Origin of the sequence: Mycobacterium sp. BK086, from assembly GCA_004362315.1 — a bacterium.
GTDB lineage: Bacteria > Actinomycetota > Actinomycetes > Mycobacteriales > Mycobacteriaceae > Mycobacterium.
Genome location: SNWL01000007.1, coordinates 281,747 through 304,643, shown reverse-complemented (window position 1 = coordinate 304,643; position 22,897 = coordinate 281,747). Strand labels below are relative to the sequence as shown.

General features: G+C 67.4%; 27 protein-coding genes. 17 read left to right on the top strand and 10 right to left on the bottom strand.

Annotation, left to right across the window (positions count from 1 at the left end; genetic code table 11):
- The first annotated feature begins 93 nt into the window (after positions 1–93).
- Genes EV580_RS25215 through EV580_RS25205 form a run of 3 tightly spaced genes read left to right on the top strand, consistent with a single transcriptional unit; the run spans position 94 to position 3,256 of the window.
- Positions 94–702 (top strand): hypothetical protein, encoded by a 609-nt coding sequence (locus EV580_RS25215; RefSeq protein WP_133694639.1) that lies wholly within the window; start codon positions 94–96, stop codon positions 700–702.
- Positions 703–716: 14 nt separating this feature from the next.
- On the top strand, positions 717–1,799 hold the full coding sequence (locus EV580_RS25210) for an Rv1157c family protein (RefSeq protein WP_166654880.1): 1,083 nt from the start codon (positions 717–719) through the stop codon (positions 1,797–1,799).
- A gap of 59 nt (positions 1,800–1,858) precedes the next feature.
- On the top strand, positions 1,859–3,256 hold the full coding sequence (locus tag EV580_RS25205) for a wax ester/triacylglycerol synthase family O-acyltransferase (RefSeq protein WP_133694637.1): 1,398 nt from the start codon (positions 1,859–1,861) through the stop codon (positions 3,254–3,256).
- Between the two features lie 10 nt (positions 3,257–3,266).
- On the opposite strand, the gene EV580_RS25200 is transcribed toward EV580_RS25205, so the two are convergent.
- Both EV580_RS25200 and EV580_RS25195 read right to left on the bottom strand, forming a co-directional pair.
- Complete coding sequence (locus EV580_RS25200; protein WP_005147085.1) at positions 3,267–3,413, bottom strand: hypothetical protein; 147 nt, start codon at positions 3,411–3,413, stop codon at positions 3,267–3,269.
- 10 nt (positions 3,414–3,423) lie between these two features.
- Positions 3,424–4,002, bottom strand: a complete 579-nt coding sequence (locus EV580_RS25195; protein ID WP_133694636.1) for an HhH-GPD-type base excision DNA repair protein — start codon at positions 4,000–4,002, stop codon at positions 3,424–3,426.
- 59 nt (positions 4,003–4,061) lie between these two features.
- Here EV580_RS25195 and EV580_RS25190 point away from each other — a divergent pair, with 59 nt between their 5' ends.
- The 8 genes from EV580_RS25190 to EV580_RS25155 all read left to right on the top strand — a co-directional run bounded on the left by EV580_RS25190 (position 4,062) and on the right by EV580_RS25155 (position 12,810).
- A complete protein-coding gene (locus EV580_RS25190; RefSeq protein ID WP_133694634.1) occupies positions 4,062–5,240 on the top strand; it encodes a sensor histidine kinase in 1,179 nt (392 codons plus the stop codon).
- Between the two features lie 8 nt (positions 5,241–5,248).
- Positions 5,249–6,019 (top strand): LytR/AlgR family response regulator transcription factor, encoded by a 771-nt coding sequence (locus EV580_RS25185; RefSeq protein WP_133694632.1) that lies wholly within the window; start codon positions 5,249–5,251, stop codon positions 6,017–6,019.
- Positions 6,012–6,392 carry a hypothetical protein gene (locus EV580_RS25180; protein ID WP_133694631.1) on the top strand — a complete coding sequence of 127 codons (381 nt, stop codon included), beginning with the start codon at positions 6,012–6,014 and terminating at the stop codon, positions 6,390–6,392. The genes EV580_RS25185 and EV580_RS25180 overlap by 8 nt, the downstream gene beginning before the upstream one ends.
- Positions 6,389–8,104 (top strand): sodium/solute symporter, encoded by a 1,716-nt coding sequence (locus EV580_RS25175; protein ID WP_133694629.1) that lies wholly within the window; start codon positions 6,389–6,391, stop codon positions 8,102–8,104. Before EV580_RS25180 ends, EV580_RS25175 begins: the two co-directional genes overlap by 4 nt.
- 131 nt (positions 8,105–8,235) lie before the next feature.
- The gene (locus EV580_RS25170) at positions 8,236–8,586 is read left to right on the top strand and encodes a DUF485 domain-containing protein (RefSeq protein WP_133694627.1); all 351 of its coding nucleotides are present in this window, start codon (positions 8,236–8,238) and stop codon (positions 8,584–8,586) included.
- The gene (locus EV580_RS25165) at positions 8,583–10,217 is read left to right on the top strand and encodes a monocarboxylic acid transporter (RefSeq protein ID WP_133694626.1); all 1,635 of its coding nucleotides are present in this window, start codon (positions 8,583–8,585) and stop codon (positions 10,215–10,217) included. The genes EV580_RS25170 and EV580_RS25165 overlap by 4 nt, the downstream gene beginning before the upstream one ends.
- A gap of 60 nt (positions 10,218–10,277) precedes the next feature.
- Positions 10,278–11,483: an MFS transporter gene (locus EV580_RS25160; protein ID WP_133694624.1), complete on the top strand. Its 1,206-nt coding sequence runs from the start codon at positions 10,278–10,280 to the stop codon at positions 11,481–11,483.
- Between the two features lie 10 nt (positions 11,484–11,493).
- Entirely contained in the window at positions 11,494–12,810 is a 1,317-nt protein-coding gene (locus EV580_RS25155; protein WP_133694622.1) for an acyltransferase family protein, read from the top strand.
- On the opposite strand, the gene EV580_RS25150 is transcribed toward EV580_RS25155, so the two are convergent.
- Both EV580_RS25150 and EV580_RS25145 read right to left on the bottom strand, forming a co-directional pair.
- A complete protein-coding gene (locus tag EV580_RS25150; protein WP_133694621.1) occupies positions 12,807–12,986 on the bottom strand; it encodes a DUF5302 domain-containing protein in 180 nt (59 codons plus the stop codon). The two genes, EV580_RS25155 and EV580_RS25150, sit on opposite strands and share 4 nt — an antisense overlap.
- Positions 12,987–13,016: 30 nt before the next feature.
- Positions 13,017–13,460 carry a PPOX class F420-dependent oxidoreductase gene (locus EV580_RS25145; RefSeq protein ID WP_133694619.1) on the bottom strand — a complete coding sequence of 148 codons (444 nt, stop codon included), beginning with the start codon at positions 13,458–13,460 and terminating at the stop codon, positions 13,017–13,019.
- 30 nt (positions 13,461–13,490) lie between these two features.
- On the opposite strand from EV580_RS25145, the gene EV580_RS25140 reads away from it, so the two are divergent.
- Both EV580_RS25140 and EV580_RS25135 read left to right on the top strand, forming a co-directional pair.
- Positions 13,491–14,012, top strand: a complete 522-nt coding sequence (locus tag EV580_RS25140) for a DUF1697 domain-containing protein (protein WP_133694617.1) — start codon at positions 13,491–13,493, stop codon at positions 14,010–14,012.
- Positions 14,009–14,833, top strand: coding sequence for a class I SAM-dependent methyltransferase (locus tag EV580_RS25135; protein ID WP_133694616.1), 825 nt, complete (start codon positions 14,009–14,011; stop codon positions 14,831–14,833). The genes EV580_RS25140 and EV580_RS25135 overlap by 4 nt, the downstream gene beginning before the upstream one ends.
- Positions 14,834–14,837: 4 nt before the next feature.
- On the opposite strand, the gene EV580_RS25130 is transcribed toward EV580_RS25135, so the two are convergent.
- Positions 14,838–15,203, bottom strand: a complete 366-nt coding sequence (locus EV580_RS25130; protein ID WP_133694614.1) for an Rv1152 family transcriptional regulator — start codon at positions 15,201–15,203, stop codon at positions 14,838–14,840.
- 37 nt (positions 15,204–15,240) lie between these two features.
- Between EV580_RS25130 and EV580_RS25125 the strand changes: the two genes are divergently transcribed.
- Positions 15,241–15,960, top strand: a complete 720-nt coding sequence (locus EV580_RS25125; protein ID WP_133694612.1) for an NAD-dependent deacylase — start codon at positions 15,241–15,243, stop codon at positions 15,958–15,960.
- Here the strand turns inward: EV580_RS25125 and EV580_RS25120 are convergent.
- Positions 15,950–16,582 carry a class I SAM-dependent methyltransferase gene (locus tag EV580_RS25120; protein WP_133694610.1) on the bottom strand — a complete coding sequence of 211 codons (633 nt, stop codon included), beginning with the start codon at positions 16,580–16,582 and terminating at the stop codon, positions 15,950–15,952. The two genes, EV580_RS25125 and EV580_RS25120, sit on opposite strands and share 11 nt — an antisense overlap.
- Before the next feature lie 196 nt (positions 16,583–16,778).
- Between EV580_RS25120 and EV580_RS34345 the strand changes: the two genes are divergently transcribed.
- Positions 16,779–16,910, top strand: a complete 132-nt coding sequence (locus tag EV580_RS34345) for a hypothetical protein (protein ID WP_005147116.1) — start codon at positions 16,779–16,781, stop codon at positions 16,908–16,910.
- Positions 16,911–16,996: 86 nt separating this feature from the next.
- Here the strand turns inward: EV580_RS34345 and EV580_RS25110 are convergent, their stop codons facing one another.
- Genes EV580_RS25110 through EV580_RS25100 form a run of 3 tightly spaced genes read right to left on the bottom strand, consistent with a single transcriptional unit; the run spans position 16,997 to position 19,890 of the window.
- Complete coding sequence (locus EV580_RS25110) at positions 16,997–17,998, bottom strand: NAD(P)H-dependent flavin oxidoreductase (RefSeq protein WP_133694609.1); 1,002 nt, start codon at positions 17,996–17,998, stop codon at positions 16,997–16,999.
- A gap of 8 nt (positions 17,999–18,006) precedes the next feature.
- Positions 18,007–18,759 carry a 3-hydroxyacyl-CoA dehydrogenase gene (locus tag EV580_RS25105; protein ID WP_133694607.1) on the bottom strand — a complete coding sequence of 251 codons (753 nt, stop codon included), beginning with the start codon at positions 18,757–18,759 and terminating at the stop codon, positions 18,007–18,009.
- 45 nt (positions 18,760–18,804) lie between these two features.
- Positions 18,805–19,890, bottom strand: coding sequence for a CaiB/BaiF CoA transferase family protein (locus EV580_RS25100; protein ID WP_133694605.1), 1,086 nt, complete (start codon positions 19,888–19,890; stop codon positions 18,805–18,807).
- A 98-nt stretch (positions 19,891–19,988) separates the two neighbouring features.
- Here EV580_RS25100 and EV580_RS25095 point away from each other — a divergent pair, with 98 nt between their 5' ends.
- Complete coding sequence (locus tag EV580_RS25095; protein ID WP_133694604.1) at positions 19,989–20,795, top strand: enoyl-CoA hydratase; 807 nt, start codon at positions 19,989–19,991, stop codon at positions 20,793–20,795.
- A gap of 6 nt (positions 20,796–20,801) precedes the next feature.
- Here the strand turns inward: EV580_RS25095 and EV580_RS25090 are convergent, their stop codons facing one another.
- Entirely contained in the window at positions 20,802–22,313 is a 1,512-nt protein-coding gene (locus tag EV580_RS25090) for a YncE family protein (RefSeq protein WP_166654879.1), read from the bottom strand.
- On the opposite strand from EV580_RS25090, the gene EV580_RS33905 reads away from it, so the two are divergent.
- On the top strand, positions 22,273–22,644 hold the full coding sequence (locus tag EV580_RS33905; protein ID WP_166654878.1) for a hypothetical protein: 372 nt from the start codon (positions 22,273–22,275) through the stop codon (positions 22,642–22,644). The genes EV580_RS25090 and EV580_RS33905 overlap by 41 nt on opposite strands.
- The last annotated feature ends 253 nt before the right edge of the window (positions 22,645–22,897 follow it).

The window sequence follows — 22,897 nt, the reverse complement described above, 5'->3', positions numbered from 1 at the left end:
AACGGTTGAATAAACACCACACGTGTCACTTGAGTAACTCTAGTAACGGACTACCTTCGGGTTCAGACCTGCACTCAAGGGAATGGGATAACCATGTCACGTATATCAAAGCTGTTCGCCGCCAACGCAATTGCGGCTGCCGGGCTGTGCTCGGCAGCGCTCGCACTGAGCCCGTCCGCCGCCGCTGACCCGGGGGTTTCGCCTGCTGTTCCCGGCGTGCCCGCGCTCAACATGTTCCAGCAACTGCTGACGAATCCGGCGGCCGCCGCCGGCGTGTTGCAGAGCGCCGCGACCGCGCTGTCCGGGGCATCCGCCCTGACCGGCGCACCGTCGACGCTGCCGGTGTCGCCGATCGGCGGGGCCCCGGCCACCTTGCCGGTCTCCCCGATCGGTGGCGTTCCGGCCACCGCGCCCGTCGCCGCTCCGGCTCCCGCCGCGGCCAGCAGCATCGCCGGACCGATCATCCCGCTGCTGAACCAGCTGGGTGTCCCCGGTGACCTGGCCAGCCTGACGCCGTCGAACGTGCCGTTCCCGGTCAAGGTCGGCGACAACCTGTCGGTCGGCGCGCCGGCCCCGGTCGCCCCCGTGGCCACCGGCGTTGCCGGACCGGCCGGTGTTCCGCCGGCCAGTGCGCCGGTGGCACCGACCACTCCGGGTGGCGCTGGCATCGGCCAGCTGCTGCCGCTGTCCGCTCTGCCCTGACCAACCACCACCCGATGAGGGAGTTCACCGTGCTGCGGAATGCCAAGCTGGCTCTTCTGCTGACCACCGCCGTGGCCGCGACCAACCTGGCGTTCAGCCCGGTCGCGGCCGCGGACCCGGCCATCCCGCTGGATCCCGGCCAGCTGCCCGGCCTCGACGCCATGCAGATGCTCGGCCCGGTGGTTCAGCAGGCCGCGGGGAACCCCTCATCGGCGCAGTCGCTGCTGCTCGCGGCGGCTTCGCAACTCGCAGGCGGCGCCGCCACGCCGGGCGGCTCGGCGGCGCTTGCCGAGCAGGTCACCAAGTTCGTACAGGAGGGCGGGGCCGCCGGCCCCTCGGCCGCACTGCCGTCGGCGGCTTCCCCCGCCGCCGCGGCGACCGGCATTGCGCACGGCACCACGCCGCTGATGACGCCGGGCACCGGAAACGGCCCCGTCCCCCTGCCCGAGCACCTCCCCGACGGCGCCGCACCCAGCTCGATCTTCGGCACCCAAGCACATCTGCCGGTCGGCATCGACCCGGCGCACGCCGCCGGCCCGGCACCCGAGGCGATGCCCGAGGTGCCCACCCCGGTTCAGGTCGTCACCCCGTCGGCGACGCCGGGCGCGACGCCGGTCGGCAACTCGATCAACGTCGCGACACCGAACCCGGCACCGGCACCCGCGGCCGCGCCGAACTACGACCCGGCCGCCCCGCCGACGCAGGACTTCATGTACCCGTCGATCAGCAACGGCTGCCTCAAGGACGGCGGCAACGTGATCGCGACCGCGATCTCAGTCGCCGGCCCGGCGAAGATCCCCACACCCGGACCGACCGCCGGCCAGACCGCCTACGTGTTCACCGCGGTGGGCACCCCGGCTCCGGCTGCCGAGCAGAAGCTGCCGCTGAACGTCACGTGGGTCAACCTGACCACCGGCAAGTCCGGCAGCGCCACTCTCAAGCCCAACCCCGAGATGAACGCGGCGGGGCCGACCACGCTGATGGCCATCGCCGATACCGGCTCGGGCAGCATCATGTCGACGATCTTCGGCCAGGTGACCACTGTCGACAAGCAGTGCACCTTCATGCCGACGATCGGTTCCACCGTCGTGCCGTAAAGCGCGAAAAGCCGCGCTAGGGTTGGGAAATCGAATTCCCAACCCTAGGTCGGTTCGACATGGAGACGCTCGATCCCTTTGACGCGATGATGCTGACGGCCGAGCTGATTTCCAGCCCCATGCACGTCGCGGTCGCGTTGATCATGAGCCCGCCCGAGGGCATGACCGGCACGGAGTTCATCGACGAGGTCTACGAGCAGGGGCTGACGGCGCCGGATCCCGTGGACCCTCGGCTGCGCCGGCGCCCGCATCGCGGCGTGGAGACCGGTGGCCTGTGGGCGTGGCGCGACGTGGCCGACCTCGACCTGAGTCACCACGTGCACCGGCTGACACTGCCGCGCGATTCGAGTACAGAAGATCTGTGGGCACTGGTGTCGGAGTTGCACGCCGAGCCGCTCGACCGGTCGGCACCGATGTGGATGGCGTATCTGATCGACGGACTCGACGGCGACCGGTGCGCGCTGTACATCAAGATCCATCACATCGTCGTCGACGGCGTCGCGGGCCTGAAGATGATCAGCGACTCGCTCACCGAGGATCCCGACCGGCGCGAGATGCCGCCGTTCTACGCGGGCGCCTCTCCCACCTACCCGACAAAACGCCGGAGCCTCAATCCGCTGTCGGTGGTGCGTGACGTGGCGGGCGCCGCGGCCTCGGGGCTGAGCCTGGCCCGCCACGTCGCGTCCGCGGAGGTGGCCAACATCATCGGCGGGCTGGCGACGTCGACCGTCGCGACGCCGTTCGGCGCGCCACGCACGCGGTTCAACACCAAGCTCAGCCCGCATCGGGTGTTCGCCGCAACGAGCTTGGACCGCAAGCGAATTCGCGCAATCCAGGATGCCGCCGATGTCACAAGCAACGACGTGGTGACGGCGTTGATCACCGGGGTGCTGCGGGACTGGCTGATTAAACAGGACGAGCTGCCGCACGAGTCCCTGGTGGCGCTGTGTCCGGTGACGGTGCGCGGGCACGACTCGTCGGGGGACGACGGGCACGGCAATCAATTCGGCCTGGGCCTGTGTCCGCTGCCCACCGCCATCGAGGACGCGGCCGAGCGGCTCAGCCTGGTCCATTACGCGATGTCGAACGTCAAGCATCAGGTCGCGGCCAACGGTCCCGGCGCGATGCTGATCGTGCTGATGCCCGCCGTCGTGCCGACCGCGCTCGCGCCGCTGCTGCCGTTCGGGTCGCGGGTGAAGCCCAGCTACAACCTGCCGATCTCCAATGTGCCGGGCCCCCAGACGCACAGCTACTTCAACGGTGCCAGCGTCGACGAGATCTATCCCGTGTCAGTGGTGTACGACGGGATGGCGCTCAACGTGACGTTGTGCTCCTACGCCGACCGGATCGGCGTGGGCTATATCGCCGACCGAGAGGTGGTGGCCGACGTCGACGACCTGGTTCCGCTCACCGAAACCGCGCTCGCGGAACTCGAGGCCGCCGTCGGGGTGGCCTAACTGCGTTGAGTCAGTAGGCCATGAACAGGATTTCGTCCCGCCCGTAGTCCATGCCGGGGTGCGCGGCGGCCAGGTGCTGCTTGGTCAGGTCGACCAGTTCGTCCTCGTCCTTGGCGCTGATCGCCTCACCACACGGGCAGTTGATGTGCGTCTTCATGGTTCCTCCGTTATCCGGCCTTTGCTTTGGCTGCGGCCTTCATCTTCTTCTTGTACGCCCTGACCTCTTCCAGCGACCCCTTGTCGACCACATCGGCGATCGACATGTGGGTGCCGGCCCTGCCGTAATCTCCGGCGGCCTCGCGCCAGCCCTTGGGGGTGACGCCGTACTGCTTGCCCAGCAGGGCCAGGAAGATCTTGGCCTTCTGCTCACCGAATCCGGGCAGGGCCTTGAGTCGGCGCAGCACCTCGGCGCCGTCGGGGTTGCCGTCGAGCCACAGCTGGGCGGCGTCACCGTCGTAGCGGTCGACGATCTCGCGGGCCAGATCCTGCACCCGCTTGGCCATCGAACCCGGAAAACGGTGCACGGCAGGCGTTGTCGAAAATTTCTCGGTGAACTGCTCGGGGTCGTAATCGGCGACCAGCCGGGGGTCGATACCCCCGATGCGCTCGACGATCTTGCGCGGTCCGGCGAACGCCACTTCCATGGGAATCTGCTGATCAAGCATCATTCCGGTCAGCAATGCGAACGGATCCTCACTCAACAGGTCGTCAGACGCGGGATCCTGGGTGAGCTGCAGTCTCGCCATGGGATGAGTGTAGGCACGTGAGGATGTAGGCGGAACGCCTGAGCAGGACGGGAGGGACGATGTCGGGTGCGGTCGCGCTCGCGCTGGCGGTCGCCCTGGCCGCGGTCGCACTGATCGTCGGCGCCATCGCCGTCCTGACCCGCAGCGTGGTCAGCACCCCCGCCGAGCGCACGGTGCACGCCGCCCTGCACACCGCCTCGCTGGCGGCCCGCTCGCTGCGCAAGGGCCTGGACGCCGACTCCGCTGCCGCCGCCGCCCCCCACCTGCGCGGCCTGACCGGTTCCGACGGTGTCGCCCTCTACAGCGGCGACACCGCCCTGCTCGCCTTCGACCCGCCCGGCGAGTTGTGGACGCCGGCCACGCTGGAGATCTCCCACCACACCGCCCGCGACGCGATCACCGGTCAGCGCCGGGTACTGGCCCGCGAACAGTCCCCCGCCGTCGTCGCCCAGCCGATCCTCGACGACGACGACGCGGTGATCGGCGTGCTCGTCGTCGTCAACACCGACGAACCGTCGCCGGGCATGCTCGGCGCCATCGCCGAAGTCGCGCGCTACGCCGCCAGCCAACTCGAGCTGGCCGAGCTCGACGCGTCGCGGGCCCGCCTCGACCGCGCCGAAGTGCTCGCGCTGCGCGCCCAGATCAGCCCGCACTTCATCTACAACGCGCTCAACACCATCGCCTCGTTCGTCCGCACCGACCCCGACCGGGCGCGCGATCTCATCCTGGAATTCGCCGACTTCACCCGCTACTCGTTTCGCTCCGCGGGCCCCTACACGGTGCTGGCCGACGAACTGCGCAACATCGACCGCTACCTGACGCTGGAACGCGCCCGCTTCGGCCCCAATCTGGCGGTGACACTGCAGATCGCGCCCGAGGTGCTGACCGTCGTCGTGCCGTTCCTGGCGCTGCAACCGCTGGTGGAGAACGCGGTTCGGCACGGCCTGGCCGGGCGGCAGGGCGGATCCATCGAAATCGTCGCGCGTGACGAAGGGTCCGACTGTGTCATCAGCGTGGAGGACGACGGCATCGGCATGGATCCCGAAATCCTGCGCTCCGGGCATGGCGACGTCCTTGGCGAGGGTGAGCAGAGCGCCCACGTCGGGCTGAGCAATGTCGACCATCGACTGCGCGCCGCCTTCGGCAACGACTACGGTCTGGTGGTCGAGACGGCCCTGGATGCGGGTACGAAGGTGATCATGCGGGTGCCCAAGTTCCGCGCGGGCGTACGGGTTTAAGGAGAACCATGGCAGGGCTGTGGGTGCTGGCGGTCGACGACGAAGCCCCCGCGCTCGACGAGCTCACCTATCTGCTCGGCGAGCATCCTGACATCGCCGAAGTGACCGGCGCGGGCGATGCGACCTCCGCGCTGCGCATCATCAACGAACGCACCGTCGATGCGATCTTCCTCGACATCAACATGCCCGGCCTGTCCGGCCTCGAACTGGCCAGTGTCCTCGGCAATTTCGCGCACCCGCCCGCCGTCGTCTTCGTCACCGCGCACGACGACAAGGCACTGGCCGCCTTCGAAGTCGGCGCGCTGGACTATCTGCTCAAGCCGATCCGCAAGGAGCGCCTCGACGAGGCCGTCCGCCGGGTGGTCACTGCGCGCACCGCCGAGCCGGCTGACGAACCCCAGGCCGACGCCATCCCCGTCGAACTCGGCGGCGTCACCCAGCTGGTGCCCTGCGACACGATCGGCTGGGTGGAGGCCGAAGGCGACTACGCCCGGCTGCACGCGGCATCCGGCTCGCATCTGGTGCGAATCCCGTTGAGCACCTTGGAAGATCGCTGGCGCAATCGCGGCTTCCAGCGGGTGCACCGCTCCTATCTCGTCGCGCTGAGTATGGTCACCGGCCTCCGCACGTCGGGCGCATCGACGCTGGTGCGGATGCGCGCCAACGGCGCATCGGCGGCCATCGAGCTCCCGGTCAGCCGCCGCCAGGCCCGCGAACTGCGCGACCGGCTGATCCGCGACCCGATGCGCACCTTCCGCCCAGGGGCCACCAATGACTAAGCCGGGCCGCCCGCAACGCGAACGCGTGGTCCTGGCCCACCGCCGCGGAACCCGCGTGGTGCACACTCGCGTCGAAGTCCAGGAGCAGACCGAAATCGGCGACGCACTGGTCCGCGGCCTGGTCCGAGCCCAGCTCGGGCTGGCATTGCGACTGGCCGCCCTGGTGGCCGGCGCCATGGCCGCACTGCCGTTGATCAACGCGGTGTTCCCAGAGTTGTCCAACGCCAGCGTATTCGGGATACGGCTGAACTGGCTGACGCTGGCGGTCCTGGTCTACCCCGCGCTCTACGCCATCGGCCGGCTCTTCATCCGGCTGGCCGAACAAGGCGAACGCGACTTCATGGGTGTGGTCGACGATGAGAGCCCGCCGTGAGCTCGACCGCGACGGCCCTGACCGCCGGTGGCCTGCTGGCCGCCGCGGTGGCGACGGTGGCCGTCGGCGCCTACGGGGTTCGGCTGTCGCGCACCACATCCGACTTCCTGGTGGCCTCGCGCACCGTCGGGGCCCGTTGGAACGCCGCCGCCATCTCCGGCGAATACCTCTCGGCGGCTTCGTTTCTCGGCGTCGCCGGGCTGATCGCCAAGTACGGCGCCGACGCGCTGTGGTACCCGGTCGGCTTCACCGCGGGCTATCTGGGCCTGCTGCTGTTCGTCTCGGCTCCGCTGCGCCGCTCCGGCGCCTACACGGTGCCCGACTTCGCCGAGTTCCGGCTGGGCTCGCCGCGGGTGCGCCGGGTCGCGATGATCGTGGTCGTCACGGTCTGCATCCTCTACCTGATCCCGCAATACCAGGGCGCCGGCATCGCCCTGAAAGCCCTTCTCGGCGTTCCGGTCTGGCTCGGCCCGCTCGTCGTCGGCGGGATCGTGATCGTCAACGTCGTCGGGGGCGGGATGCGGTCCATCACGTTCGTGCAGGCGTTCCAGTACTGGCTGAAGCTGACGGCGGTCGCCGTCCCCGCGCTGGTGCTGCTGACGCATTTCGGCCACGACCATCCCCCACTCGGCGGCCCTCTTCCGCCGACCGTGGACCAGCAGACCGTCGTCACCGTCGAGACCGATGTCGTGGTCACCGTCGCCGACCCCACTGGTGTCACGGTGGACAACCACGCGCTGGAAACCCCCGGCCGGTACACCCTGCAGGGAGGCACCACCCTGACCCTCGCGCCGGGCGCCCAGACCCCCGTCGTCGCCGGGGCACCGGCCAGCGGCACGGCCTGGATCCAGAACGGCGGCGGGCTGGGCGGCAACCATCCTCTCTACCAAGTGTTTTCGATCATGGTGGCGACGTTCCTCGGCGCCATGGGCCTGCCCCACGTACTGGTCCGCTTCTACACCAACCCCGACGGACGTGCGGCCCGCCGCACAGCCTTGACCGTCATCGGCCTGCTGTCGTTCTTCTATTTGTTCCCCGTCCTGCTCGGGGTGTTCGCCCGGCTCTACGTGCCACAGCTTCTCGTCACCGGCAAGGCCGACGCCGCCGTACTGCTACTCCCCTCGGCCGCCATCGCCGGGCTGCCCGGTGAGCTGATCGGCGCCCTGGTCGCGGCCGGAGCCATCGCGGCATTCCTGGCGACATCGTCGGGCCTGCTGGTCAGCATCGCCGGCGCACTGTCCACCGACGTGCTGCGCGGCCGGGTCAGCGACTTCCGGTTGGTGGCATTGATCGCCGGGCTCATCCCGATTCCGCTGTCGCTCGTCGCACCCGTGCTGGACCTGTCCCGCGGCGTCGGCCTGGCGTTCGCGGTCGCGGCCTCCACGCTGTGCCCGCTGCTGGTACTCGGGATCTGGTGGCGCGGGCTGACCGCCGCGGGCGCGATCGCGGGTCTGGTGGTCGGGGCGCTGGCCTCCGGCGTGGCCATCCTGGTCGCGGTGACGGGCTGGGTCGACGACGACGTCCTCGGCGGCTGGCTGACCACACTGATCGGCTACCCCGCCGCGATCACGGTGCCGCTGGCGTTCGCGACCATGATCCTCGTCAGCCGGCTCACCCGACGCGACGTGCCACCCGACGTGGCGCGCATCTTCGCCCGCATGCACGTGCCCGAACGGCTCGGCATGGGCCTGGATCGGGCACCGCGCGGCTGACTCCCCCCGACCGTTCAGCGCCGCCCGCCAACCGTTCACCGCATCGTCCGCGCGGAGCCTAGGGCTGTGACGCACCTCTCAATACGCTGTGAAAACGATCGGAGTTCACAACCTGAGCTGAGGAGCATCTGGTGCCCACAACCGACCTGCCGCCGCAGGAAACCCAACCCAGCGGCGCCCAATATCTGGCCGTACAGGCCAGTCCCGAATTCCAGGAGCTGCGCCGCACCTTGCGCCGCTTCGTCTTCCCGACGACGGCGTTCTTCCTGATCTGGTACGCCACCTACGTCATTCTCGGTGCGTTCGCCCACGACTTCATGGCCATCAAGGTGTGGGGCAACGTCAACGTCGGCCTGCTCATCGGCCTTGGTCAGTTCCTGACGACGTTCCTGATCACCGGCCTTTACGTGCGGTTCGCCAACCGGGAACTCGACCCGCGCGCCGAAGCCATCCGCAACGAGATGGAAGGCAGCGCCCAGTGACCACCACCGTGCTCGCCGAGGCCAGCCGGATCGGCAATCCCATCGTCAACATCAGCATCTTCGTGGCGTTCGTGCTCATCACGCTGTTCATCGTGATCCGGGCCGGCCGCACCAACACCAATGCCACCGAGTTCTTCACCGGCGGACGTGCCTTCTCCGGACCGCAGAACGGCATCGCCATCGCTGGCGACTACCTCTCTGCCGCAAGCTTTCTCGGCATCGCCGGCGCCATCGCGGTGTACGGCTACGACGGCTTCCTGTATTCGATCGGCTTCTTGGTGGCCTGGCTGGTAGCCCTGCTGTTGGTCGCCGAATTACTGCGCAACACAGGCAAATTCACGATGGCGGATGTGCTGAGCTTCCGCCTCAAGCAGCGACCGGTGCGGGTGGCCGCGGCCACGTCGACACTGACGGTGTCGCTGTTCTACCTGCTGGCGCAGATGGCCGGCGCCGGTGGCCTGGTCGCCTTGCTGCTCGACGTGCACGGCCGCACCGCCCAATCCGTCGTGATCGCGGTGGTCGGTGTGCTGATGATCGTCTACGTCCTGGTCGGCGGCATGAAGGGCACCACCTGGGTGCAGATCATCAAAGCCGTCCTGCTGATCGCGGGCGCAGCGATCATGACTCTGCTGGTGCTGATCAAGTTCGGGCTGAACTTCTCCGACATCCTCGGTTCGGCACAGCAGATGGTGCACGACGCCACCACCAAGGGAGTGGCCAGCCGCGACGTGCTGGCTCCGGGCGCGCAGTACGGTGCCAACACCACCTCCAAGATCAACCTGCTGTCGCTGGGGCTGGCACTGGTGCTCGGCACGGCGGGCCTTCCGCACGTGTTGATGCGCTTCTACACCGTCCCGACCGCGAAAGAGGCTCGGCGGTCGGTGGTTTGGGCGATCGGCCTGATCGGCGCCTTCTACCTGTTCACCCTGGCGCTCGGCTACGGCGCGGCGGCCATGGTCGGCCCCGACAAGATCCTGGCGGCTCCGGGAGGACAGAACTCGGCGGCACCGCTGCTGGCGTTCCAGCTCGGCGGGGTGATCCTGCTCGGCATCATCTCGGCGGTGGCCTTCGCCACCATCCTGGCGGTGGTGGCGGGTCTGACGATCACCGCGTCGGCGTCGTTCGCCCACGACGTCTACGCCAGTGTTCTCAAGAGCCACAAGGTGACTGAGGACGAACAGGTGCGGGTCTCCCGGATCACCGCGGTGGTCCTCGGTATCGCCGCGATCGGCCTTGGCATCCTGGCCAACGGCCAGAACGTCGCCTTCCTGGTGGCCTTGGCGTTCGCGGTGGCCGCCTCGGCCAACCTGCCGACGATCGTGTACTCGCTCTACTGGAAGCGGTTCAACACCCGCGGCGCACTGTGGAGCATGTACGGCGGCCTGATCAGCTGCCTGGTGCTGATCGTCTTCTCGCCGGCCGTCTCGGGCAACAAGACGGCGATGATCCCCGGCGCGGACTTCGACTTCTTCCCGCTGGCCAACCCCGGCATCGTGTCGATCCCGCTGGCATTCCTCCTCGGCATCATCGGCACGCTGACGTCCAACGACACCGGCGACCCGGAGATCAATGCCGAGATGGAGGTCCGGTCGCTGACCGGCGTCGGTGCCGAGAAGGCCACGCACCACTAAATGAGGTGAGAATCTCGCCGGACGCGGGAATGGTGTGGGTGTGCAGACGTTGCTGATCCCATGACCCGCATCCGGCGAGATTTCGCCTTCGCCCTGCTGGCCTACGCGTTCGCCGCGATCATGGTCGGCACCACGCTGCCCACCCCGCTGTACGCGCTCTACTCCGAGCGCATGCACTTCTCGGTGCTGACCACGACCGTCATCTACGCCACCTATGCCGGCGGGGTGTTGTTCGCGCTGCTTGTGTTCGGCCGCTGGTCCGACGCCATCGGCCGGCGGCCGGTCCTGTTGGCCGGCACGGTGTGCGCGCTGGCCAGCGCCGTGGTGTTCCTGATCGCGGACTCGATACCGCTGCTGTTGGTCGGCCGGGTGTTGTCGGGCCTGTCGGCGGGCATCTTCACCGGCACCGCCACCGCGGCGGTCATCGAAGCCGCACCGCCGAGCTGGCGCACCCGCGCACCGGCGGTGGCCACCATCGCCAACATCGGCGGGCTGGGCTCCGGTCCGATCCTCGCAGGCATCCTCGCCCAGTACGCCCCGAGCCCGCTGACGCTGACCTTCGTCGTGCACATCGCGCTGGTCGTGCTCGCCGCGATCGCGGTGCTGCTGGTTCCGGAAACCTCCAGCCGAACCGGAAAGATAGGGCTGCAACGGCTTTCGGTGCCGCCCGAGGTCCGGTCGGTGTTCATCGTCGCGGCACTGGCCGCGTTCGCCGGGTTCACCGTCACCGGCCTGTTCACCTCCGTCGCGCCGTCGATGCTGACCACCCTCATCGGGATCGGCGACCACGCGCTGGCCGGGGTGATCGCCGGATCCATCTTCGGCGCGTCGGCCATCGCCCAGATCTTCGGCACCCGCATCGCACCCCAGCGCGCCGTCGCCATCGGCTGCGCGATCCTGACCGCGGGCATGGGAATTCTGGTTGTGGCACTGCACTATTCGTCACTGATCGGATTGATCGCCGCGGCGGTGGTATCCGGTATCGGCCAGGGCATCAGCTTCAGCCGCGGGCTGGCCGCCGTCGCCGAGCTCACCCCACCCGAACGCCGGGCCGAGGTCAGCTCCACCTACTTCGTGGTGGCCTACATCGCGATCTCGATCCCGGTGATCGGCGAGGGTTTCGCCGCGCAGGCCTGGGGTCTGCGTACCGGCGGCATCGTGTTCGCCACCGCGGTGGGGGTGCTGGCGCTGGCCTGCCTGGGCGCAATTCTCTGGCAGGAATCCCGCGCAAAATCAGGTAGATCTACCTACGCCGACGCGGGCTAGATTTTTCTGCATGACCCTGGCGTTCCCCACCCCCGACGAGGTTGCGGCGCAGACATCACCGGATCGCGATCGGGCGATCGACGTCATTCGCATCGGCTCACTTCTCGGCGTCGTGGCGGGCCACACCGTGATGGCGACGAGCATCATCACCGACGGTGTCCTGCACTGGGATAACCTGCTGACCACCTCGGTGATCTTCCAGGCCGCGACGTGGATCTTCCAGATCATGCCGCTGTTCTTCTTCGCCGGCGCCGCAGCCAGCATGGCGTCCTGGCGGCCCGACGTGAGCTGGGGCCAGTGGCTGATGAAGCGCTGCGCCAGGCTTTTTCGACCCGTCTTCTACTACCTGACGTTCTGGGCGGTGGCCCTGACGCTGCTGCACGAAGTCCTCCCCCCGCACGTCTACGACCCGGTGGCCGGGGTGTCGACACAACTGCTGTGGTTTCTGGGCGCCTACGTCCTGATGCTGGCGGTGATGCCGCTGCTGGTTCGAATCACCACCGCCCATCGGCTGATCGCCGGTGTGGCAGCCGTCTATGTCCTGGTCGCCGCCGTCGACGCCATCCGGCTCACCGTTGCAGGCTCGCAGGGGCTGGGGTTCGCAAACCTCGTGGTGTGGCTGATTCCCGGCATGTTCGGGGTGGCCTACCGCCGCGGGCTGCTGCGGCAAGCGACAGCGCTGAGGGCGGCGGTGGCGATGCTGGCGGTCAACGTCGCGTTGGTGGCGTTCGGCCCCTACGAGCTGAGCCTGGTCGGTATCGAAGGTCAGCGGCTGGCCAACATGACACCGCCGTCGCTACTACTGGCCGGGCACGCAATCATGATGTGCTGCTTGGCCATTGCCGCGATGCCCGCCATCCAGCGGTGGGCTCGGAATCCCCGAGTGTGGCAGTTGACGGCGATCGGCAACTCGGGTGCGATGACCCTGTACCTCTGGCACATGCCCGCCCTGCTCGGAATCCACCTGCTGTTCGATCTCGCCGGCCATCCCCGCTATCCCGGGCAGCCGGACTTCCTGGCGATCTCCGTCGCGCAGCTGCTGCTGATGGCGGTACTGGTCGCGGTGTTGTTCGTCGCGCTTCGGCCCCTGGAGAACAATCCGCTGCCCGGCTGGGACGGCCCGATCGCCGTCACCGGAGCCCGCAGCATCGGCGTCGGCGTCCTGCTGTGCGTGGCGGGGCTGGCCACCCTGGTGTCGGTGAAATGGGGACTGAAGGACGACGGCCTCTACTGCACGGCGGTGACGCTGCTCGCCCTGATCGGCGCGCGGGTTTTGACAGCCGGAAAGCGCCCTGCGGCAAGGCTTCCCGAAGAGATCGCGGGCTAGCCGCTCTTGCGGCGGAACTCCCGGCGGCCACCACCGGCCGCGCCGTGCGACCGGGACTGCTTGGCTCCGCCGTCGGTGTGCGCGGCGCCGCCGGCAGCTTTCGCCTTCTTACGCTCCAGCGCCTCGCGGAACTTCGCCTTGGTGTCGTCCTGCGGATCGGACTCAGATTCGGCCATGCTGGTCAGACTAGCGCCACGCGACCGAAGTCAGCGGATACCGGGCGGCATTCCGTAGACGTGGGAGATCGGCATCTTCAGCAGCACCCGGCGGTCGTCGACCATCGCGCGGCGGTAGTCGTCCCAATCAGGATGCTCACCGGCGACGTTGCGATAGAGCGCGATCAGTGCTTCGACGGTGTCGTCGTGCGGTGACGCGGCCGGCGGGGTGAGGATCGCATTGCCCTCGGCGACGGCATAGGACCAGCCGTCGTCGGAGGACACCATGATCGAGGCCCGAGGATCGCGACGCAGATTGCGGGTCTTGGCGCGCGGCTCGGTGATCGACACTTCGATGACGAGAGCGTGCGGGTCGAAGTGATACGTCACGTTCGACAGCTGCGGTCGCCCGTCACGTTTGATGGTCGCCAGCACACCCAGCTTGTTGCCCGCGATCACCGCCAGCAGCTTGTCGTCGAACACGTGACGAGACATCCCTCGAGACTACGTCGCTAGCATCGAAACATGACCCGCTATGCGGCATTCCTGCGCGGTGTGAACGTGAGCGGCACGACCATGAAGATGGCCGATGTCGCCGCCGCCTTCACCGATGCCGGTTTCACAGGAGTCAAGACCATCCTGGCCAGCGGCAACGTGCTGCTCGACAGCGGCGCCGCGGCGAAGACGGTCCGCACGAAAGCCGAAGCGGCGCTGCGGGATGCGTTCGGATACGAGGCCTGGGTGCTGGTCTATGACTTGGAGACGGTCGGCACCATCGCAGCGGCCTATCCGTTCGAGGCCGAGGTCGACGGGTACCAGTCGTATGTGACGTTCGTCAGCGACGCAGAGATCCTCGACGAGCTCGCCGCACTGGCCGACGAACCCGGGCCCGACGAGAAGATCGCGCGCGGCGACGGCGTCCTGTACTGGCAGGTGGCCAAGAACTCCACCCTGGATTCGACGATCGGCAAGACGATGGGCAAGAAGCGCTACAAATCGTCGACCACCACCCGCAATCTGCGGACCCTGGCGAAGGTACTGAAATGACACCGAAGATCGACGCCAGTGAGCTGCGCGGCGTCTCCGAGACCGCGTTGATGACACTCAACGGCCGCGCGCATCAGGCCGGCCTGCCCGGGCCGATCCTGCACGACCCGATGGCCATCGCGCTCGTCGACTCCATCGACTTCGACTTCGACAAGTTCGGCCGCAAGGGCCAGGAGATGGCGCTGCGCTCGCTTGCAGTCGACGCCTGCGCGGTCAGGTACCTGACAACGCATCCACACGCCACCGTCGTCGCGCTCGCCGAAGGCTTCCAGACCAGCTTCTGGCGGCTGAGCGAGGCCGTGTCCGATCCTCAGTTCCGCTGGTTGTCGGTCGACCTGGCCCCGGTGATCGAGCTGCGCGAGCGGCTCCTGCCGTCGTCGCCGCGGATCAGCGCGCTGGGCCAGTCCGCGCTGGACTACAGCTGGATGGACCAGGTGGACACCGCCCAAGGCGTGTTCATCACCGCCGAGGGCCTGCTGATGTATCTGCAGCCCGCCGAGGCGATGGACCTGATCACCCAGTGCGCCAAGCGTTTTCCGGGTGGGCAGATGTTCTTCGATCTGCCGCCGACGATGGTCAAGAGGCTGGCCCCGAAGGGGTTGAAATCGTCGAAACACTACCGGGTGCCACCCATGCCGTTCAGCCTGAGCACCGTGCAGCTGGCCGATCTGGTCAACACGGTGCCGGGAATCAAAGCGGTACATGACATCCCGATGCCGAAGGGCCGCGGCTTCTTCTTCAAGACGCTGTTCCCCGCGGTCTGGCATTTCGGCCCCACGAAGCGCTTCCGCGGCTCGTACACCCTGCTCGAATTCGGCTGAGCCGTCAGCCGAACGCGGAGTCCAGGTACTGCAGCGCCTCGTGCTTGCCGAGCCCGAGCGCCCGGGCGGCCTCCACGTAGGCGTTGGCCGCGGCCGCCATCGCGGCGTCGGCCGGATCGGCCCGTGCCACGAACGTCCCGAATCGGCCCCGGGTTTCGACGATCCCCGCGGTCTCCAGCTCCCGGTACGCACGCGCCACGGTGTTGACCGCCAGCCCCAGCTGGCCGGCCAACTCACGCACCGTCGGCAACCGGGTGCCCGGTGGCAACCGCCCTTCGCGAATCCCCTCGATGATCTGCGTTCTGAGCTGATCAAACAATGGACGCGCCCCCGCTGCGTCTATGCGCAGTCCCAGCCCCAACTCCGACACATGCTAAGTATCGCTTAGACCGGCTATTTTGGGGGATGTGCGTATCGCGGTGCTGAGTGGGGCGGGGATTTCCGCCGAGAGCGGCGTGCCGACCTTCCGCGATGACAAGACCGGGTTGTGGGCCAAGTACGACCCCTACGAACTGTCGAGCACCGACGGCTGGCAAAGCCATCCCGAGCGAGTCTGGGCCTGGTATCTGTGGCGTCACCACCTGGTCGAGCGGGTGGAGCCCAACGACGGCCACCGCGCGGTGGCGGCCTGGCAGGACTACGCCGACGTCACCGTGATCACCCAGAACGTCGACAATCTGCACGAGCGAGCCGGCAGCAAGACCGTTCACCATCTGCACGGCAGCCTGTTCGAATTCTGGTGCGACACCTGCGGTTCTCGCTACCACGGCCCGCTACCGGACATGCCCGAGCCCGAGCTGGAGAAGATGCCGCCGCAGTGCGACATCTGCGGCGGACTGATCCGCCCCGGCATCGTCTGGTTCGGGGAGCAATTGCCCGATGGGCCGTGGCAGGCCTCGGTGGAGGCGGCCGCCCTCGCCGACGTCCTCGTCGTGGTCGGCACCTCGGGGATCGTCTACCCGGCGGCCGGGTTGCCCGAGGTGGCGCTGGCGCGCGGGGTGGTCGTGGTCGAGGTCAATCCCGAGCCGACCCCGCTGTCCGACACCGCGACGCTCTCGATCCGCCAGTCGGCGAGCACGGCGCTGCCGCGCTTACTGCAGCAGCTGCCCGAGCTTCTCAAGCCTTGATAGCCCGTCCCAGCGCGACCTCCTGCGCCGGCAGCGGCACCCACGCCGGCAGCATGGCCTCACGGCGCGCGGTGTCGATGGTGAAACCGGCACCTGCGATCGAGCGCTCCGTCTCGCGGTGGGTGTGGCAGTTGCCGGTGAACCGCGGCCAGATCGTCGCGTCGGCCAGGCGCTGCAACCCGCCCCGCCAGCCGGTCGAGGCGATGTGCTCGAAGAAGCGCAGCTGCCCGCCCGGCTTCAGCACGGCGGCCAGTTGACGCAGCACCCCGTCCGGGTCGGCCACCGAGCACAGCACCAGCGAGCACACCACCGCGTCGAAGGGCTCCGTCGGCGGCATCGTCTCGATCGTCGACTCGATCAGCGTGACGGGAACCGGGGCCGTCGCGGCGGCCGCTTTGGCGAGCGGCGCCAGGCGGGTTTCGGGCTCGAGCGCCACGACCTCGGTCACCGAATCGGGGTAGAACGCGAAGTTGGTTCCAGTGCCCGCGCCGACCTCCAGGACACGCCCGGACAGGTCTAAGAGATTGGCTCGGCGCAGCTCCCGCATGGCCCGTGACTCGTGGGCGGAGAGCACCGTCCAGAAGCGGGCGAAGAAGGGATTGTCAAAAGTCTCTGTAGCCATCGTTGTAGCGTCCTTCCTGCTGCTAACCACCCTAGTCACAGACAGTTTTCGGGCCTGACCTGCGGGTAAGGTACTAGCGAGTAACCATGGACCTGACTCGCGAGTAACCCGGCACCTGACTCGGGAGTAAGAATTGCCAGGAAACTCCGAATCGTGACTCAATGATTCCTTAAAAGAGACTCATAGAGTCCTGGGTATGTGGATCGACGACACCAGTGCCGATGTCATCAAGATCGATTTCGATGAGCTCTACCACGGTGATTTTCTCGTGGAGGGCGATACCTCGGAGCAGTTCGAGGATCTCCCCCCGCTCGCTAACGCCAGCTGAGCTCAGCGCCAAAAGGCGCCAACACCGCTAGCGTGCGGCGTGGCGCCCTCTGGAGCTTCTGATACGCGTTGAGTGCCCGCCTGTTTTCAGGCGGGCACTTTCGCGTCTTCACTGGGTTCGACCATCCCGGCCAGCCGCCCGGCGATGATGTCCTCGGCCTCGTTGACGATCCGGCTGATGAGCTCGCCACAGGTCGGAATGTCGTTGATGAGACCCATCGCGGTGCCCACGGTCCAGATGCCGGCGTCGATGTCACCGTCGTCGAACACCTTGCGGCCACGCACGCCGGCCACCAGATCCTTGACGTCCTCGAACTGGCCGCCGCCCTTGAGGATCTCCACCACCTCGCGCGAGACGATGTTGGAGGCCACCCGGGCGGTGTTGTGCAGGCTGCGGAAGATCAGCTCGGTGCCACGCTCGTCGCCGGCCACGATGGCGTCCTTGACGTTCTGGTGAATGCAGGACTCGACCGTGCACATGAAGCGCGAGCCCATGTTGATGCCGTCGGCGCCCAGCGCGAGTGCGGCCACCAGGCCACGCGAATCGGCGAACCCGCCCGAGGCGATCATCGGGATCTCGATCTTGTCGGCCGCCGCCGGGATCAGCACCAGGCCCGGGATGTCGTCCTCGCCCGGGTGTCCCGCACATTCGAACCCGTCGATGCTGATGCCGTCCACGCCCAGGCTCTGCGCCTTGACCGCGTGCCGGACCGACGTGCACTTGTGCAGCACCTTGATGCCGTTGTCGTGGAACATCGGCAGGTGCGGAGCCGGGTTGGAGCCGGCGGTCTCAACGATCTTGATGCCTTCGTTGACGATGACCTGGCGGTACTCGTCATAGGGCGGCGGGTTGATCGACGGCAGGATCGTGAGGTTCACTCCGAACGGCTTGTCGGTCAGGTCCCGGGTGCGGGCGATCTCGTTGGCCAGATCCGCCGGAGTCGGCTGCGTGAGCGCGGTGATGAAACCGAGCCCGCCCGCATTGGCAACCGCCGCAACAAGTTCCGCGCGACCGACCCACTGCATACCGCCCTGGGCGATCGGGTGCTCGACACCGAAAACCTCGGTGAACTTTGTCTTGATCGTCATGTCCGTCCTTACCGGGGAGCCATCCGGATCGCGCCATCGAGGCGGATCACTTCGCCATTGAGCATCGGATTCTCGACGATATGCGCTGCCAGCGCGCCGTACTCGTCGGGGTCTCCGAGGCGGGCCGGGTGCGGCACCTGCTTGCCCAGCGAGTCCTGTGCCTCCTGCGGCAACGAACCGAGCAGCGGCGTCTTGAACAGGCCGGGAGCGATGGTGACGACGCGAATGAGCTCGCGGGCGAGGTCACGGGCGATCGGCAGGGTCATGCCGACCACGCCACCCTTGGACGCGGAGTAGGCGGCCTGGCCGATCTGGCCGTCGAACGCGGCGACCGAGGCGGTGTTGATGATGACGCCCCGCTCCTCACCCACCGGCTCGGTCTTCGAAATCCGTTCGGCGGCAAGGCGAAGCACGTTGAAGGTGCCGATCAGGTTGACCTGGACGACGGCGTTGAACCAGTCCAGCGGGAACGGTCCGTCCTTGCCGAGGGTCTTGACCGCGTTGCCGATGCCCGCGCAGTTCACATTGATGCGCAGCGGACCCATTTCCTCGGCGAGGTCGAGGGCGGCCGAGACCGACTCGGGGTCGGTGACGTTGGCCTGGGCGAACCTGGCGCGCGGGCCGAGCTCGGCGACGACGTCTTCACCCTTGAGGTCGATGACCACCACGGATGCGCCCTTGTCGAGCAGTCGCTTGGTGGTGGCCAGGCCCAGGCCTGAGGCCCCGCCGGTGACGACGGCTACGGCGTCCTTGATCTCCACGAATGGGTTTCCTTTCGATAGCTCGACCTACTGGTTGGTTGGGGACTATACCCAGTCCCTCAGAACTGCTTCGTTGTCGGCTCCCGGGACGCCGGGAGCACTCGGCGCATCGAGCGCCGTCCTGGAGAACCGGGGGGCCGGCGCAGGGAACGTGGAGCCCTGCTCGGTGTAGAACGTATCGCGCTCGGTGTTGTGCGGTTCGGTGTCCACTTCGGCGAACGACAGCACCGGGGTACAGCACGCATCGCTGCCGGTGAAGACCTGAGCCCAGTGATCGCGGTCGTGGGCGGCGAACGCTTCAGTGAGCACCGCTCGCAGTTCCGGCCAGCGGGCGATGTCGTTCTGATCGGGCAGGTCAGCGGCGTTCAGGCCCAGCTTCTCGAGGAGTTCGGCATAGAACTGCGGCTCGATCGCGCCGACCGCGACGTAGCGGCCGTCGGAGCATTCGTAGGTGTCGTAGTAGGGCGCGCCGGTGTCGAGCATGTTGGTGCCGCGCACGTCGCCCCACATCCCCATGTGGCGGAACGCCCACATCATCTGAGCCAGCACGCTGGAGCCGTCGACCATCGCGGCGTCGATGACCTGACCCTTACCGGAGCGCTCCCGCTCCCACAGCGCCGAGAGGATGCCGACCAGCAGGAACATCGAACCGCCGCCGAAATCGCCGGCCAGGTTCAGCGGCGGGACGGGGCGCTCGCCGGCCCGGCCGACGGCGTGCAACAGGCCGTTGAGCGAGATGTAGTTGATGTCGTGGCCGGCCTGCTGGCTGCGCGGGCCGGTTTGGCCCCAGCCGGTCATCCGGCCATAGATCAGGCGCGGGTTGACCTTGGCACAGTCCTCCGGGCCCAGCCCGAGGCGTTCGGTGACGCCGGGACGGAAGCCCTCGATGAGCACGTCGGCCTTGGCGATGAGCCCGAGCACCATGTCACGATCGTTCGGGTCTTTGAGGTTCGCGCCCACCGACCGGCGGTTGCGCAACAGGTAGTCATTGCTGGGAGTTCCGCCGCCCTTGCCGAGCCGGTCGATACGGACGACGTCGGCACCCAGGTCGCCGAGGATCATCGCGGCGTGCGGCCCCGGGCCGATGCCGGCCAATTCGACGACGCGCAAACCGCTCAGTGGTCCGGCCATAGCTGTCTACCCTCCAGTTGATTGATCGCCGTCTTAACTATTTACACGTGGGCTGACCCGGCGCGGGCTGCGCCCCCGTCGGGGCCTACTGTGCAGCCATGACGACCATCGACGCTTACGCCGGTATCCCGGAACTGACCGTGTCGCTCGACGGCGGACTGCTGACGGCGACGCTGAATCGGCCGGACAGCCTGAACTCACTGAACGCCGCGATGCTGCACACCCTGGCCGACGTGTTGAACCACGCGGCTGACGACCCGGCCGTGCGGGTCGTGCGCCTCGGTGGAGCCGGCCGCGGGTTCAGCTCGGGTGCGGGCATCAGCGCCGAGGACCAGTCGAACCGCAGGCCGGATACCCCCGACGAGGTGCTGCAGGGAGCCAACCGTGCCGTGCAGGCGATCGTGAACCTGCCGAAGCCGGTCGTGGCGGTGGTGCAGGGACCGACGGCGGGAGTCGGGGTGTCGCTGGCGCTGGCCTGCGACATCGTATTGGCTTCGGAGAAGGCGTTTTTCCTGTTGGCGTTCACCAAGATCGGACTGATGCCCGACGGCGGTGCGTCGGCGTTGGTGGCCGCATCCATCGGCCGGGCCCGCGCGATGAAGATGGCGCTTCTGGCCGAACGCCTCTCGGCTGCAGACGCATTCGACGCGGGTCTGATCAGCTCGGTGTATCCCGCCGACGAGCTGGAGGCCGGGGTGGCCGCGGTGATCGACAAGCTGGCGAACGGCCCGGCCGTTGCGCTGCGCAAGACCAAGCAGGCGATCAACGCCGCGACGCTGACCGAACTCGACGCCGCGATCGGCCGGGAGAGCGAAGGCCAGCTGATCCTGTTGGGAACCAACGACTTCCGCGAGGGCACCAAGGCCTTCCAGGAGCACCGATCGCCGGAGTTCACTGACAGCTAGGCGATCTCAGACCGAGATTGCGTAGACCTTTCCGCCGCCATTCGCCCCCGCATAGACAGTGCCGCCGTCCGGGCTGGTCACGATCGGGCCTGCGCCGTAGATGTTGCGGATCGTGTTGGTGACTTTGTTGGTGGCCGTATTGATCACCGTCACCGTGTTCGTGAAATAGCTTGCGGCGTAGAGTGTTTTTCCGTCTGGACTGATGGCCAAGTCCTTGAATGTTCCCGCCAAACCGATCGGAATGGTGGCTGTGACGACACCAGTAGCCGTGTCGATCACAGACACCATGCTCCCCGTATCTGAAATGACACTCGACGTATCCGCGGGGTTGTTGGACACGACATAGAGCCTGTTGCCGCTCGGGCTGATTGCCACGCCCTCCGTGGCAACGTTGAAGCCGCCGGCTGTGATCATCTTCGCGACGGCGTTGTCAGCAGTGTTGACCACTGCCACAACGCTTGATTCGGTGAACGATCCGTCTGTCTGGCGGGTAAAGAGTCGCCCGGTGACGTAAAGCCTTGCGCCGTCAGGGCTGAACACCAGACCAGTCTGGTTGTGGAAGCTGGGAGAGAATCCGTAGCTGGTGATGGTGGCACCGACGCTGTTGTCGGCGGTACTGATCACCTTGAGAGATCCGTTGTTGCAGACGTCGCTGCAACTTCCCCAGTAACTGGTGTCCACGGCGTAGATCGTGCTTCCGTCGGGACTTACCGCGACCCCGGCGGTGGAGGCGGAGCTCAGGGTGATGGTCGTCGTGACGAGATTGGTGGCGGTGTCGATCACCTGGACAGCACCGCCACCGGGCGTGGTGTTCGTGCTGTAAGTCGAGTCCGTGACGTAGACGTAGCGGCCATCCGGGCTGACCGCCAGGTCCTGGGGATTCAGTTTGACGCCGATCGTGGCGGTGACTTTCTTGGTGGCGGTGTCGATCACGGTCACCGCTCCGCTTCCGTTCGTGTTGCCGTTCAGGACGTAGACACGTTTGCCGTCGGGGCTGATCGCCAGGGAACGAATACCTGTACCGGCGTCGATGGGGGTCACGGTGCCGCCCGGGGTCACCACCAGGGGCAGCACCGGCACGGTGATGGTCAGGACGGTCGCGGCGACCGCATCGGTGGCCACGACGTTGAACGAATCCGTTGTGCCCAGGGTGGCGATTTGGCGAGCCGCCTGGCTGGGGGTGTAGGAGAACGTGCCGTCGTAGAACACGGTCACGTCGCCCATGCTGGGGTCGTTGTACACGTACTCCATGGCCAATCCGGCGGGCTGGGTGAATGACCACGTGCCGGTCACTGTGCCGGTGACCGGGTCAGGAGTGCTCACGGTCGGAACTCCGGCGACGGGCGTAAAACCCAGAGCATTGTTCAGGTTCCGGAACATTCCCCACACCAGTCCGCCAACGGGATTGGCGGGCCGATAACGGGTGTTCACCCCGAACAGGTTCTCCAACGCCGAGATCAGCCCAGCGACGAGTTTGGTGACGGGATTGGCCGTCGCCGACGCCCGGGGTACCGCCACCGCTCGAACCGTCGACGTGGCGGGACGGTCCACTGCGACGCGCGCGCTGCGAGCGACGCTGCCGCGCCGCGGGGTGGCTGCGGCAACCGTGATCGTCGCGCGCGCCGTCGGCGGTCGCCGATCGGCTGAGGGGGCTACCGGTGTCGAGGACCGGGCGCTGACGCGGGGCGAGATCGACGGCGATCTCGTGCTCGGTGGGCGAGCAGTGTCGGACCTCTTGCCAACCGCCGTGGTGGACCCGCCGCTGTCGGCATGGGCCGCACCGGCACCACCGGTGGCCAATGCCGCGCCGACGCCCAGCGCGACCACGCCGCTCCCCAGCCACGCATAGGCCTGGCGGTGTCGCGTCGATGAGACCTTCGTATGACCTTTTTTCGCGACCATGTCGCACCCCCGAAGCTGACATCCGTCGCACCCGAGTAATCGACGGTGTCGTCAATTCAATGTCACCCCAGCGATCGCACATAGACCGCGCGAAAAACTGCCAGGACATTCTTAGGTTCGATGCTGGTCAGCGGGGCCGTCAGGTGCCGCGGACCCGTTCGGCCGACCTGAAAATCGTTGGACTCGGCCGCGATCCGTCA

What these genes read in the sequence shown, in the direction of transcription:
- EV580_RS25215 (WP_133694639.1), top strand. Translation starts at nt 94, where the DNA reads ATGTCACGTATATCAAAGCTGTTCGCCGCCAACGCAATTGCGGCTGCC.
- EV580_RS25210 (WP_166654880.1), top strand. Translation starts at nt 717, where the DNA reads ATGAGGGAGTTCACCGTGCTGCGGAATGCCAAGCTGGCTCTTCTGCTG.
- EV580_RS25205 (WP_133694637.1), top strand. Translation starts at nt 1,859, where the DNA reads ATGGAGACGCTCGATCCCTTTGACGCGATGATGCTGACGGCCGAGCTG.
- EV580_RS25200 (WP_005147085.1), bottom strand. Translation starts at nt 3,413, where the DNA reads ATGAAGACGCACATCAACTGCCCGTGTGGTGAGGCGATCAGCGCCAAG.
- EV580_RS25195 (WP_133694636.1), bottom strand. Translation starts at nt 4,002, where the DNA reads ATGGCGAGACTGCAGCTCACCCAGGATCCCGCGTCTGACGACCTGTTG.
- EV580_RS25190 (WP_133694634.1), top strand. Translation starts at nt 4,062, where the DNA reads ATGTCGGGTGCGGTCGCGCTCGCGCTGGCGGTCGCCCTGGCCGCGGTC.
- EV580_RS25185 (WP_133694632.1), top strand. Translation starts at nt 5,249, where the DNA reads ATGGCAGGGCTGTGGGTGCTGGCGGTCGACGACGAAGCCCCCGCGCTC.
- EV580_RS25180 (WP_133694631.1), top strand. Translation starts at nt 6,012, where the DNA reads ATGACTAAGCCGGGCCGCCCGCAACGCGAACGCGTGGTCCTGGCCCAC.
- EV580_RS25160 (WP_133694624.1), top strand. Translation starts at nt 10,278, where the DNA reads ATGACCCGCATCCGGCGAGATTTCGCCTTCGCCCTGCTGGCCTACGCG.
- EV580_RS25155 (WP_133694622.1), top strand. Translation starts at nt 11,494, where the DNA reads ATGACCCTGGCGTTCCCCACCCCCGACGAGGTTGCGGCGCAGACATCA.
- EV580_RS25150 (WP_133694621.1), bottom strand. Translation starts at nt 12,986, where the DNA reads ATGGCCGAATCTGAGTCCGATCCGCAGGACGACACCAAGGCGAAGTTC.
- EV580_RS25145 (WP_133694619.1), bottom strand. Translation starts at nt 13,460, where the DNA reads ATGTCTCGTCACGTGTTCGACGACAAGCTGCTGGCGGTGATCGCGGGC.
- EV580_RS25140 (WP_133694617.1), top strand. Translation starts at nt 13,491, where the DNA reads ATGACCCGCTATGCGGCATTCCTGCGCGGTGTGAACGTGAGCGGCACG.
- EV580_RS25135 (WP_133694616.1), top strand. Translation starts at nt 14,009, where the DNA reads ATGACACCGAAGATCGACGCCAGTGAGCTGCGCGGCGTCTCCGAGACC.
- EV580_RS25120 (WP_133694610.1), bottom strand. Translation starts at nt 16,582, where the DNA reads ATGGCTACAGAGACTTTTGACAATCCCTTCTTCGCCCGCTTCTGGACG.
- EV580_RS34345 (WP_005147116.1), top strand. Translation starts at nt 16,779, where the DNA reads ATGTGGATCGACGACACCAGTGCCGATGTCATCAAGATCGATTTCGAT.
- EV580_RS25110 (WP_133694609.1), bottom strand. Translation starts at nt 17,998, where the DNA reads ATGACGATCAAGACAAAGTTCACCGAGGTTTTCGGTGTCGAGCACCCG.
- EV580_RS25100 (WP_133694605.1), bottom strand. Translation starts at nt 19,890, where the DNA reads ATGGCCGGACCACTGAGCGGTTTGCGCGTCGTCGAATTGGCCGGCATC.
- EV580_RS25095 (WP_133694604.1), top strand. Translation starts at nt 19,989, where the DNA reads ATGACGACCATCGACGCTTACGCCGGTATCCCGGAACTGACCGTGTCG.